At 48.2% G+C, this 12,828-nt stretch carries 9 protein-coding genes and 1 tRNA gene; 1 reads left to right on the top strand and 9 read right to left on the bottom strand.

Annotated elements, in window-relative coordinates; all coding sequences use genetic code 11:
• Positions 1-9 precede the first annotated feature (9 nt).
• From Q0X25_RS00480 to Q0X25_RS00455, 6 genes are all read right to left on the bottom strand, one after another.
• The gene (locus Q0X25_RS00480; RefSeq protein ID WP_021625356.1) at positions 10-1,062 is read right to left on the bottom strand and encodes a rod shape-determining protein; all 1,053 of its coding nucleotides are present in this window, start codon (positions 1,060-1,062) and stop codon (positions 10-12) included.
• Positions 1,063-1,081: 19 nt separating this feature from the next.
• On the bottom strand, positions 1,082-2,560 hold the full coding sequence (locus Q0X25_RS00475; protein WP_298578279.1) for a tetratricopeptide repeat protein: 1,479 nt from the start codon (positions 2,558-2,560) through the stop codon (positions 1,082-1,084).
• Positions 2,561-2,624: 64 nt separating this feature from the next.
• Entirely contained in the window at positions 2,625-3,167 is a 543-nt protein-coding gene (locus tag Q0X25_RS00470; protein WP_298578277.1) for a peptidylprolyl isomerase, read from the bottom strand.
• A gap of 133 nt (positions 3,168-3,300) precedes the next feature.
• Positions 3,301-4,329: a zinc ribbon domain-containing protein gene (locus tag Q0X25_RS00465; protein ID WP_298578275.1), complete on the bottom strand. Its 1,029-nt coding sequence runs from the start codon at positions 4,327-4,329 to the stop codon at positions 3,301-3,303.
• Between the two features lie 62 nt (positions 4,330-4,391).
• Positions 4,392-7,136 (bottom strand): aconitate hydratase AcnA, encoded by a 2,745-nt coding sequence (gene acnA, locus Q0X25_RS00460; protein WP_298578273.1) that lies wholly within the window; start codon positions 7,134-7,136, stop codon positions 4,392-4,394.
• Entirely contained in the window at positions 7,072-9,507 is a 2,436-nt protein-coding gene (locus tag Q0X25_RS00455; RefSeq protein ID WP_298578271.1) for an HAD-IC family P-type ATPase, read from the bottom strand. The genes acnA and Q0X25_RS00455 overlap by 65 nt, the downstream gene beginning before the upstream one ends.
• Positions 9,508-9,574: 67 nt before the next feature.
• Here Q0X25_RS00455 and Q0X25_RS00450 point away from each other — a divergent pair.
• Positions 9,575-9,651: transfer RNA gene (locus Q0X25_RS00450), tRNA-Arg, on the top strand.
• Positions 9,652-9,712: 61 nt separating this feature from the next.
• On the opposite strand, the gene aroB is transcribed toward Q0X25_RS00450, so the two are convergent.
• The 3 genes from aroB to aroF are packed head-to-tail and all read right to left on the bottom strand — an operon-like array spanning position 9,713 to position 12,770.
• Entirely contained in the window at positions 9,713-10,780 is a 1,068-nt protein-coding gene (aroB, locus tag Q0X25_RS00445) for a 3-dehydroquinate synthase (protein ID WP_298578269.1), read from the bottom strand.
• 12 nt (positions 10,781-10,792) lie between these two features.
• Positions 10,793-11,689 carry a prephenate dehydrogenase gene (locus tag Q0X25_RS00440; protein WP_298578267.1) on the bottom strand — a complete coding sequence of 299 codons (897 nt, stop codon included), beginning with the start codon at positions 11,687-11,689 and terminating at the stop codon, positions 10,793-10,795.
• Positions 11,676-12,770, bottom strand: a complete 1,095-nt coding sequence (gene aroF / locus Q0X25_RS00435; protein WP_298578264.1) for a 3-deoxy-7-phosphoheptulonate synthase — start codon at positions 12,768-12,770, stop codon at positions 11,676-11,678. Before aroF ends, Q0X25_RS00440 begins: the two co-directional genes overlap by 14 nt.
• Positions 12,771-12,828: the final 58 nt, after the last annotated feature.

The following is a 12,828-nucleotide window of genomic DNA, read 5'->3' as shown; positions in this document are numbered from 1 at the left end:
TATAGCCTCCTACTGACCCGCACTCTGTACGAAGCCACCCGTCAATGCATTGGCCTCAAGGACCTTGGCACAGCCGTTAACGACGTTTTCGAGTGCAGTGGGACTCACATTGACAGGCACACCGGTCTCATCACGCAGACGCTGATCAAGACCGCGCAGCAAACCACCGCCACCAGTCAGAAGGATTCCGTAATACATCAGGTCGCTTGCAAGGTCAGGCGGAGTTATATCCAAGGCATCCTTAACTGCCTTGGTAACATCATCCAAGGGCTTATCAAGAGCGCGGCGAATTTCCTCGCTTTCGATGCGCACAGCCTTTGGAAGACCGCTCATAACATCACGGCCATTGACCTCAACATCTAATTCCTCTGCCAAGGGTGCAGCAGAGCCAACCTTAATCTTGATGTCTTCTGCTGTGCGCTCACCAATCGAAAGATTATATGCATCACGCACATGCTCAAGAATAACCTGGTCAAACTCATCACCAGCAGTACGAATCGACTGGGACACAACGATACCACCCATAGCAATAACAGCAACCTCAGTGGTGCCGCCACCAATATCGACAACCATGGATCCTGTGGGATCTTCAATAGGTAAATCAGCACCAATTGCTGCAGCCATAGGCTCTTCAATTAAATAGGCCTGGCGAGCACCAGCCTGGATAGTAGCCTCAAAAACAGCACGCTTCTCGACAGAAGTGACACCAGAAGGCACACAGACGACAACACGGGGACGGGGTGACCAAGGGTACTGCCTAGATTGAGAGCCGCGAGCTTTCTCGATGAAATACCGAAGCATAACTTCAGTTACATCAAAGTCAGCAATAACGCCGTCTTTGAGTGGGCGCTCAGCAATAATAGAACCTGGAGTACGGCCAATCATGCGCTTTGCATCGGCACCGACGGCCAGTACTCTATCTTCACTTTTATCGATAGCGACAACGGAGGGCTCATTAATTACGATACCTTGACCGCGAACAGCAACCAAAGTATTTGCTGTTCCAAGGTCAATTGCAAGATCGCCGCTATACTCTCCGAAGAGTGTATCGAGAATCGACATCTTCCCTGCCTTCTACCTGCTAGTTCTGGGACGTCTGGGTGTTTGAATCAGTACTTTGTTGATCGTTGTTTTGCTCGGAAGTATTTTGAGTGTCGGCCGTAGGATTGCTCTGGGTCGTAGCATTATCGGCAGGCTGAGCTGTATTGGCATCAGTCTTATCCGCCGTATCAGACGGTGAAGTCTCAGTCTCAAGTTTGGCATCACTACCGCCAGTTGAAGGAGATTGCAACTCTATCTTGGCAACCTTCCAACCAATGCCTTCACGAACAAGGGTTGCAGTATATGCCAGTGAACCACCATCTTGCAGTTTGACATCAACAAGCACTTTAGAAGTACTCATGGACTGTTCTTGAGTTACCGCTGTAACCGACTTCACCCCCGCAGGAAGATTTTGGTCAAGCTGTTTGCGAGCATCGTCGGTCAGCTTGGGAGACACAAGACTTGAGTAGTCAGCACCTTCATTTGCCTTCTCAAAAAGGCTGGTAGTGACATCAGCCTGCATAGGCCAGCCATAGCCTTTCCAATACGCAAAGGCGGCTGCACCCAAAAGAAGTACCAAAATAAAGAAGAAAATAAAAAAGGCTTTAAGGCCACTATGCTTGTGCTTGCGACGAATCTTCTTATCCTGCTTGACAACTTCTTCTTCATCAAGAGAAAAGAATCCCGTATCCTCAGGCGAAGGAATAAATTCACCAGACTTGCCCAATGGATCAAGAGGATCAACACCTGCGCTTACGCTTTGAGAGCCATATCCCGCAGCGGCTAGAAGCGCATCTGTCTCGGAAGGACCATCACCTGTCTGGGCATGTAATGCACGCTGCGCGGCATCTGCAGAGATGCGCTCCTCGGGTGTCAGCTGATAGTGACCATCCGTGGTAGCACGGCCAAAGGCATCGGCGGCCTCGGACATACGATTTGCCGCTACATAGGCAAGGCCCATAGAGGCATAAATCTTATTTTGATTATCTTCGCCAGTCGCAAAATCAAGGGCAGTACGATATGCCTCGATAGCATCTGCTGCACGACCTAACTTCATAAAGCAAGAGCCTAGCTTGGTCAAAGCCACGGAAGGCTTGGGGTTGGACTCATCAATTGCAGCATTGCGATAAGCAACACCACCATCGCGCGCATCACCCACCTGTAAATAGGCGTCACCCAAAGCCAAATAAGCCTTATAAGGAGTGGCATAGCTGCCATCTTTAGTCGCCATTGTCAAAGAGGCAATAGCCTCCTGCGGACGACCAGCAGCAAGCAAGGCGCGGCCGCGATTGCAGGCAAGTGCGCCCGCATGACCATAGGTGGAGTCACGAAGAGCATCAGCATAAGAAACTGCAGCCTCGTCATAGCGGCCAAGGCGCATGTAGCAGTTACCAAGAAGGTGGTCAATCTGACCAGACACCTCACCAGGGCCTTTTGCCTGAACAAACAGCTCTACTGCAACACCGAAGTTTGCCTGTTTGTATGCTTCATTGCCCGCTGCAAACGCTTGTGTATTCACTCTGGGACGCTCCTATCATTCTTGAGCCTAGTTCAGCCAACCACGCTTAGGCATGTACTGAGGCTTACGCATGCTTAATACGAATTGAATTAATGATATCGCCTGCACGCAAAGACTGCTCAATTTCAAGACCCTCAATTGTCTGGCCAAAGACTGTATAACCAGAGTCTAGCCCATGCTGAGCACCTAGGCAGAAATAGAATTGAGAACCTGCTGAATCAGGCGACTGAGAACGCGCCATAGCAAGAGCGCCATCATCATGGGAATTGCGAGGATTGGTCGTAAATTCCTGTTTGATACGATAGCCAGGACCACCCGTACCAGGCATTCCATCGGGGCCAACCTTGCCTGCCGCAACATCAGCGGCGGACATATCACGTGTATGAGGACATCCGCCTTGGATAACAAAACCAGGAACATAGCGGTGGAACTTTAGGCCATCATAAAAACCAGCCGAAGCCAATTCGCAAAAGTTTGCGACATGAATAGGCGCCCCTACACCATCAAGACGCACACAAATGATGCCCTTATTAGTATCGATCGTGGCAATCTCATCGCCTACGACCTTATATTCAGGCTCATAGAGCGGATCAGAGAAGAAACCCATGTGTCTGCTCACCTCTCACTACGGCATGTTGCCAGCAGCATTAACATATCTGTACGAGTTTACCAGCGCAAGCCGCGTTTCACATATTCGGCAGACGCTAAGTTATAGTTAAGAATAAACCATAAACCCAGATTTACTGAGTAGGTTTTGTTGGCTTCCAGGCAGAATAATTCGAATCAAAGTGTGAGCGGAAGGTATTCTTGCCACTTGAGTCGGCATGCTCATTAATTGCAGCAAAGATTTCATCTTCTTTTCCTTCGGCATTGTCAAGTTCGGCAGACTTCTTCCAACAGGTACGAAGATCGTCAGACCAGTTACGCAACCACGAACCTAAAGTTTTAAAGTTAGATACATCCTGAGCATAGGTGCCCGTTGTGATATCAATCTCGTCTAAGGACTTAAGGGTATTATCCAGACGAATGGCAAGTTCCTCTTGGCTATCGTGACCGGCTTTACGTTCGTCAAAACTGCCCATCGTGCCCTTTTCTTTCAGCAGGCTTTCGCTTTTTTCAAGCTCCTCTTCATAGCTGTTGTACTGCTTGTAGACTCCCATGAGCTTTTGATACGTGAGTTCATCAGCAGAAAGCACTGTTTTTTCTGCATCAGAGCCAGATGCCCTATCTTGACTCAATGCATTTTTTTTGCCAGGAAATCCCGCCATAGACATATCCGCAGGTATCTTTGCTTTGGTGGCAAAAGCCTCAGCATTCCAAGGATGAGTGATATAGAGTACCGTACCACCCACCACAAGCAACGATGCAAGGGCTGCTACCAAGGCTACGCGTGCGCGAGGGAAATTATCATGTTTATTTAACGGGTCGTAAGCCTCAGGATTTGCAGGAACCGCACTCTCAATGCGCGGCATTGCATGGGTCTCCCCTTCCTCCAAACTCTTTGCCTCACGGGCTTTCCGCTCTTCCTCAGCTTTTTTTAAAATCTCTTTGGTAGCTGTAGATATATTGTTTTGCGAATGAAGATTGACCGGCACAAAGGTGCCACAAGCAGGACACCTATCAGCACCGAGAGGAACTAGCGCACCACAATTGGCACACCACCTTTGCTCAAGACGAGGAAGCCGCGTAGTCATGCCCAAATCACCATGACAAGCAGGACAACGCAATACATCATCAGAAATATGCGAACCACAATGTGGACAAATCACTGACCTCCTCCTTCCTCATTCATAGATACGCAATCCGCACAGAGAACAAAGTGCTTGCACACTTATGCTGTGTTCAAATCGTTGAGCACATAGGGCAAGATACCCCCTGCACGTACAAAATCCGCCTCAGTTGGCGTATCAATACGTACCACACACTCAAAATGCACACGGTCGCCATGAGCTTTGCGAGCACAGACCCTACAGCTGGTATGGCCAGCTATAAGCTGATCAAGTTTGATTTCGGACAAATCAAACTCTTCACTCCCATCAAGGCCTAGTGTTTCAGCATTTTGACCTTCAACAAACTGTAAGGGGATAACACCCATTTGTACAAGGTTTGAACGATGAATGCGCTCAAAGCTTTCTGCAAGTACAGCGCGAACACCAAGCAAGGCGGGACCTTTTGCAGCCCAATCGCGACTAGATCCCGAGCCATACATCTTGCCCGCTATGATAACAAGAGGAATGTGCTTGCTGCGATAGTCCATAGCGGCATCAAAGATACTCGTAAGTGTGCCATCAACAAAGTTGCGCGTCCAGCCGCCCGTCTTACCAGCAGCAAGCTTATTGACAAGCTTTACATTGGCAAATGTACCACGCATCATAAGTTCATGATTACCACGGCGACTACCAAAGGTATTAAAGTTATCCTCGCTGATACCCCGCTCGATTAAATAGCGTGCAGCGGGGCCATCACTCGCAATGCTTCCTGCTGGCGAAATATGATCTGTGGTTACAAAATCACCTAACAAAGCGAGGGAGCGAGCACCTTGGATCTTGATGCTATCCCCTGTCCGTGCCTCTTCAAAATAGCTGGGACGACGTACATAGGTAGACGACAGATCCCAGTCGAAAGTAGCAGAAGAGCTTGCAGGGATAGAAGACCATTCAGGATAACCACTCAGCAGTCCTATGCCACCCTCTTCATAAAGCTCAGGAGTCAGCACCGACGCTAAAATCTGAGCTACCTCATCATCGCTTGGCATCAACTCAGAAAGCATAAGGGGCGTACCATCAGCTGCATGTCCTACTGGTGTCGATGTCAAATCACAATTAACCGTACCAGTTAATGCATATGCAAGCACTAGTGCAGGCTCCATGAGGAAGTTTTGCGCTACGTCAGGAGAGATACGCCCATCAAAATTACGATTACCCGAAAGCACACTTGCAAGCTCAATGTGGTCTGCAATATTGTGAAGAGGAGCAGCAATAGATCCTGAGTTACCAATGCAACTCATGCAACCAAAGCCACACACAGCAAAGCCTAGCTGCTCAAGACTTTCAGAAAGACCTGCGCGATCAAGAATCATTGCCGCCGCATGGCTACCTGGAGCCAAAATAGTCTTAACCCAAGGAGCAGTATGTAGGCCCTTGTCAACTGCCGCCTTTGCAAGAAGACCAGCCTGAACCATCATGGTAGGGTCAGTTGCTGTAGTACAGCTGGTGATAGCAGCAATTGCAACAGTACCGTGGCCAATCTGATACCTCTGTCCTTTCAGTTGAATATCAAACATCTCATGAGGATTATGACCGTGAGCAATAACACCTTCTTCAAAACGCGTGGTAAGCTCTGCGGGCACGACACGGCGATGTGGTCTTGAGGGCCCAGCTAAACTCTGCTGCACTTCGGCAAGATTAATCTCGATTGTTTTGGCATACATGCGATCAGAAGATTTTTGCAGCATATCTTGCAAATCAAGATATTTTTCAATGAGCCTGATTTGCTCTTCTGAGCGACCGGTAAGCCAGAGATAATCCATCGTAGGAGTGTCCACGGGAAAAAGCGTAGTTGTAGCTCCATACTCAGGAGTCATATTGGCAACGCACGCACGTTGGGTAGCGCTGAGCGTGCCTACACCATCACCAGTGACCTCCACAAGACTGCCTACAACATCCTCTGCACGCAGTCGCTCGCACACCGTCAGCGCTAAATCCATACCGCTGATACCTTGTGGCAATCTACCGGTAAGCTTAAGTTCAACCACAGGAGGCACCAGCATGCTTATCGGCTGACCTAAGGCTGCAGCCTCAGCCTCTATACCACCAACACCCCATCCAAGAATACCGAGACCATTTGCTGTAGTGGTATGGGAGTCTGTGCCAACTAAACTATCAAAACATGCAACGGGAACTGTTTGATCGCTAAGAGCGTCAGTAGAGACAACTTCGCAGAAACGTTCTATATTGAGCTGATGGCAAATCCCTTCTCCTGGAGGAACTATACGCACATTATCAAAAGATTTTGCCGCCCACTTAAGGAAAGCAAAGCGTTCACGATTGCGCTCTACTTCCTTGAGACGATTAGTAAGGGCAGAGCAGGATGTACCTGCCTCATCAGCAATGACCGAATGGTCAATGACCAAGGTACACGGGATACGCGGACTCACACGCTCTGGATTGCCGCCACGAGCTGCCATAGCGTCACGCATAGCAGCAAAGTCCACAAAAACAGGGACACCCGTAAAATCCTGAAAGAGTACGCGAGCGGGCATAAAAGGAATTTCAGCACCCTTGGTACCCTCAAGTGCCGCCGAGACGATACGACCCGCCAAAAGAGCAGCTTCATCGTCATCTTTAGCGCGACGTACACAGTTTTCTAGCAAAACAAATAAGGCGTAGGGAAGCTTATCTGCCCCGGGAATATCTGCGACCTTATATGCATGGAACTTCTTTTTACCAACGGCAAACTCTACGCTCTCTCTCGCCTTATATACTGCTTGCACAAAATTCTCAGAGCTAACATCAACTTTCAAATCGGTCGCGCAAGGCTTCTTGCCAAGCTGCGCGTCGCTTGTCACGTCCAACATTTAATGCCTCCACCCGAGCAACTGCACCTTTAAGGAACCCGGCATCAAGCGCAGGCCCATTTAGCCAATCATAACTATGCTTGAATATCCCCACTGACAGCAAAGCTACAATCGCGCAAAAGATGTAACCTCCAAGCGATAAATCCTCAATTGAAAAGAAGTCAAAGAAAAATAACACCGCAACCAGAAGTGAAAAAATCATGACTCCAAGAAGAGCTTTTCTCAGTACATTGAGCGGCTGTGAAATACGCCATACCAAGATAATGCCTATGATGGCAACCAAATAGGTGCATGCTGTTGATACCAATCCAAAAGACCAACCAAGCGCACGCCCAGCCAAAATCTCGGCAAAAAGAGCTACCACAATCGCTAATGAAGCAGGTAATGAGCGACTCAGCACATGCTCAAGGAAAGATCCTGTTACACGCTCATGATTGGGTTCCAGTGCAAGCACCAAGCTTGGAAGTCCAATAACGATGCCTGATAAGAGCGAAGCCTGTATGGGAATAAAAGGATATGGCGGCAAAAATACGCAAATAAAAGCCAAGACTGCAGCATAGACTGTCTTTACCAAAAATAGAGAAGCCGAACGCTGAAGATTATTGATAGAACGACGTCCTTCTGCAACAACTTGAGGCATGTGAGCAAAATCATCATCTGCAAGGACAATCTCGGCAACATTGCGCGCTGCTGCAGAACCTGAGGCCATAGCAACCGAGCAGTCCGCTTCACGCAAAGCCAAAATATCGTTCACTCCATCGCCCGTCATAGCAACCGTATGACCTTGGTTTTTGAGGGCAATCACCAATTCACGCTTTATTTCAGGGGTCACACGACCAAAGACTCGATAATCTCTCACAGCCTGTGCAATAGCTGTTTTGTCTGTGAGCGTTGAAGTATCAATCCATTTGTCTGCTTGAGGAACACCCGCTACGCGCGCAATGGCAGAGACCGTGACCGGATCATCGCCCGAAATGACACGAAGATCGACTCCTTGTTGGATGAAGTATTCCATTGTCTCCTGTGCGCTGGCACGAAGCTCGTCTTGGATACTTACAAAGCCAAGGAGCTGGGCTTTGCCGATAAATAGACCTTTTTCATCAAAATCCTCAACACGCGCCACAATTAGTACGCGCGCTAATTCACCAAAAGAACGAAGCTGAGTCTCTACAGAGGAAAACTCATCGCCAAGTACAAACTGTGCTGCACCCATTACGAGCGCTTGGCCATCCAAACAAATACAACCTGAATATTTACGACGAGAAGAAAAAGGAATCGCGCGCACAACATCCAATGGCATAACCTGTTGCGCTTTAACATAATTCAAAATAGCGACAGCAGTTTCGTTTGCATCGTCCTCACCTGCATGAGCAATGGTAGACATTGCGGTGAGCGTTTGTTGGCGCAGCTGTTTTCCACCATCAGCACCGACAACTTGGTCGACAATCATGCCGCCTGTGGTAAGAGTGCCCGTCTTGTCCAAACAAAGCGTATCAACACGAGCAAGCGTCTCAATGCAATATGCCTGCTGCACAAGCACTTGATGCTGACCCAAACGCGTCGTTGCGACGGCTAATACAGTTGAAGTCAACAATACAAGACCTTGAGGAATCATTGCGATAACTGCAGACACAGAGGTCAAAATCGCATGATTAAGCTCGGCTCCCGTCATGGATGTACGAATAAAAAGCGCAAGGCCCAGAGGGATGAGCATATAGGTACCAAAGCGGACAACAGATTCAACAACGCTTTTAATTTCAGAGCGTATGGGCTTAACGTATTTTGCCTCCGCATTGATACGCGCAGCATATCCGTCCTTGCCTACCTTATTAACGCGGCATACCAGAGATCCCGAGTCAACAAATGAACCTGAAAGAATCGCATCACCAACATGTTTTGATACGGGCTCAGACTCACCCGTCAATAAACTTTCATTCATAGTCGCAGCACCCGCAAGCACCAAAGAATCTGCCGGCACCTGCTGTCCATGGGCAAGAACAATCACATCGTCAAGCACAAGTTCCGAAGAGGAAATAAGTTGATCTTTGCCATCGCGCCGTACCTGCACCTCTGAGGCAGTCAAAAGCTGCAGTCTATCAACCTGACGTTTTGCCCGAATCTCTTGAATAACACCAATAAAAAGATTAATGAGAGGCGTGGTGACAAACAATAGATTGCGAAAATAGCCTGTAGCAAGCACCAAAAGTGCAATCACGAGGTTTATGCCATTAAAGAAGGTAAGCGTATGCTCGCTGATGATTTGCGCAATTGTTTTTGTTTTGACATCAGTATCGATATTTGATTTACCCTGAGCCTTACGCTTTGCTACCTCAGCTCCACTAAGACCCGCATAGTTATCGGAAAACGCCAACGCTCCCCCTCTCGAAGCCGTACATCTTGCCCTATCCTAGGTCGATTAACTATAATGCCAAACGTTCGCCCTCTTAGCTCAGTGGATTAGAGCGTCTGCCTCCGGAGCAGAAGGCCGCGGGTTCGAATCCCACAGAGGGCACCACGCAAAATGAGTCCGTAGGAGCATAAACTTCTACGGGCTTTTATTTCAAAAAATCAAGACCTTAGCGACATAAATCCAGAATTTGACGATATTTCTCAAGACTCACGCGTTCGACTCTAACCTCACCAATAGCATATATACGCACGAGATTAAGGTAGCTGCCATGACGCTTTTTGTCTGCCAATGAACGTCTATAGAGGCAATCCGAATCAAGCACTGTCGTGGTAGGTAGCCCATGTGCGGCACAAAGCCTGCTAATACGTTTACTGGTATCAATATCGCAGAGTCCAAGAGCTGCATCGGCGCGGGCCATACAGCAAAGGCCTGCAGCAACGCAACTACCATGGCCCAAGTGATACTTGCTTTCTGCTTCAATAGCGTGGCCTATCGTGTGACCCAAATTAAGGGTTTGGCGAAGTCCTGCTTCACATTCGTCTGCATCTACTACATCACGTTTAATCTCAATACAACGACTCACCAGCTCAATGATGCGCTGAGGATCATCCAACGTAAGCGGTCTTTCTTCAAGAGATGCAAAAAGCTTTGGGTCACAGAGCACTCCGTACTTAATAACCTCGCCAATAGAATCAGAGAAGAGTTCAGGCGATAGAGTCGATAGACAGCTGACATCGGCAATCACGGCGGATGGTTGCCAAAATGCACCCGCAAGATTTTTACCTGCAGCAAGGTCTACGGCTGTCTTACCACCAACAGAGGAATCAACCATAGCAAGTAATGAAGTGGGTACCTGCACGACCGCACAACCGCGCATATAACAGGCAGCAGCAAAGCCAGCCAAATCGCCTATAACTCCACCGCCTAACGCCACCACAACATCATCTCGGGTAAGACCAGCTTCAGCAAGATGTTCAAGCAGACCTGAAAGGACGGTCATATTTTTGGATTGCTCACCTGCAGGAATGATGGCAGTTTTTACTTCGTAAGCGGCAGCCTTAAGCGCGCTTTGTGCTTGTGTGCCATACAAAGGGTATACATTGCTATCTGAAACAAGCATGGCTTTTTGTCCGCCAACACACCTGCGCGCTACAGAACCCAAGGAATCTAAAATGCCACTTCCAACCTGTACTTTATAGCTACGCGATGAGGTGTTTACCGAAATGCTTTTCATCAGTTTTCTCCTCTAAGCAGAGCGTGACTCCGCTTTACGCTTCAGACGATCGCCTTCCGCTAAAAGCTCAAAGAGTTTTTGTTCATCATGCTTATCAAGTGCATCTTTGTACTGCTGCAAATTGCCAATCAACGTCTCTAGTTCTGCACTTAAATTATCTGCATTATCCAAAAAGAGTTCTGTCCACATACCTGGATTCAAACGTGCCACACGCGTCAAATCACGGTAAGAACCAGCCGAGAAACCCTTGTGATGGCGGGCAGCAGGACTTTTGACATAAGCATTAGACACCACATGTGCAAGCTGGCTCGTATAAGCAATCATCTCATCATGATAGGCAGCAGTAGCAAGCATCCATCTACCAAAGCCTACTGGCGCGAGCAGTTGCTTGAGTCGCTCCAAAATATCTACACGCTCAATATCATCCATATACTCAGGAGCTACCACCACCATGGGAGCACCATGAAACATGGAAGCGCGTGAATGTGCATAACCAGAGTACTGAGTGCCCGCCATAGGGTGACAGCCCACAAAAGCAAAACCATATTTTTTTGCCAACGGAAAGCAACGTTGGCAAACCATACGCTTAACGCCCACCGTATCAATCACAATAGTGCTCGTTGAAATAAGTGGAGCTTTCTCTTTTAGCCACTCAATCGCCGAGGCAGGATAGCCCGCCAAAATCAAGAGTTCACAGCTGGGAATGGACGTATCGTTAAGTTCACCTGCAACCGTATCAATCATTGCTAACTCAAGAGTTGAATGTGTGCGATTCCAAGCAAAAACCTCGCGCCCGCCCTCATGGAGGGCTTTGGCAAAAGAGCCTCCCATCAGACCAAGGCCAACGATACCAACACGACCGGAAATAACATTTGATGCGTTTGATTCATCTCGGCTAGACTTTGGCATCCTCTTCCCTCTCAGTAGCAAGATTTTTTGCATTCATTGAGCTAGGTAGCCGTGCCTCCTCGCAATCAAGATCTACCGTAATTGCCTGACGAATCAAAGCGATGCGCTTCATAGCCTCAGCAAACATCTCGGGAGTGAGCGCTTGTGCCCCATCAGACCACGCAAGCGAGGGCTGATTGTGAACCTCAATTTCCAGACCATCTGCACCTGCAGCGGTTGCCGCATAGGCAATAGGACTTACGTAGCGTGTGTAGCCTGTTGCATGACTGGGATCCCCTACCACAGGTAAGTGAGTCAGTTTGTGCAGTACAGGAATTGCATTTACATCAAAGGTATTACGCGTACGTGTCTCAAAACTGCGGATGCCACGCTCACACAGGATAACGTTTTGGTTTCCCTCACTCATGATGTACTCTGCAGCCATCAGCAACTCATCTACCGTACCTGCAATTCCACGCTTAAGCAGGATAGGGATGTTGGTTTTACCCACCTCACGCAGCAACGGGAAGTTCTGCGCATTTCGAGCACCAATCTGCATAACATTTATTTTTTTGTCCACAAAAAGTTGGACATCGCGAGGATCCATAACCTCAGTAACAATAGGCATATTGGTTTCTTGCGCCGCCTCAAGTAACAGATCAAGTCCTTCTTCACCCATACCTTGATAGGCATAAGGACTCGTGCGAGGCTTGTATGCACCTCCACGCAATATCGTAGCCCCAGCCTTTTTGACTGCGCGTGCAATCTCAATCAAGTTCATGCCTTCAACTGAACAAGGTCCAGCCATAACTTGAAAATGACCGCCACCAATTAATACACCTCGACCGCAATCAACAATGGTGTCATTGGGATGAAACTTACGATTGGCCTTCTTGAAGGGTTCAGACACACGTTGAACCTGCTCAATAATGTCCATACTTTCAAGCAAAAAGGGATCAATTTGTGTGGTATCGCCAATAATGCCGACAATGGTTTCATTTTGACCCTGACTGACATTTGCCTTGTATCCACGGCCCTCAATCCACTGAATAAAATGGTCCAGCTGCTCTTGGGTAGCTGTTTTTTTAACGATGGCAATCATAGGGGCCATCCTCCTTTGTCTTCGAGTCAAAATATTTAGTCATAGTACATGGTAACAA

It is taken from the genome of uncultured Olegusella sp., from assembly GCF_947253395.1.
Taxonomy (GTDB): Bacteria; Actinomycetota; Coriobacteriia; order Coriobacteriales; family Atopobiaceae; genus Olegusella.
The sequence above is the reverse complement of the archived record's forward strand: the minus strand, read 5'-3'. Positions and strand labels throughout refer to the sequence as shown.

Excerpts from the sequence above, each read along its gene's own strand:
- aroF (WP_298578264.1), bottom strand. The coding sequence starts at position 12,770 with ATGATTGCCATCGTTAAAAAAACAGCTACCCAAGAGCAGCTGGACCAT.
- acnA (WP_298578273.1), bottom strand. The coding sequence starts at position 7,136 with ATGTTGGACGTGACAAGCGACGCGCAGCTTGGCAAGAAGCCTTGCGCG.
- Q0X25_RS00470 (WP_298578277.1), bottom strand. The coding sequence starts at position 3,167 with ATGGGTTTCTTCTCTGATCCGCTCTATGAGCCTGAATATAAGGTCGTA.
- aroB (WP_298578269.1), bottom strand. The coding sequence starts at position 10,780 with ATGAAAAGCATTTCGGTAAACACCTCATCGCGTAGCTATAAAGTACAG.
- Q0X25_RS00480 (WP_021625356.1), bottom strand. The coding sequence starts at position 1,062 with ATGTCGATTCTCGATACACTCTTCGGAGAGTATAGCGGCGATCTTGCA.
- Q0X25_RS00440 (WP_298578267.1), bottom strand. The coding sequence starts at position 11,689 with ATGCCAAAGTCTAGCCGAGATGAATCAAACGCATCAAATGTTATTTCC.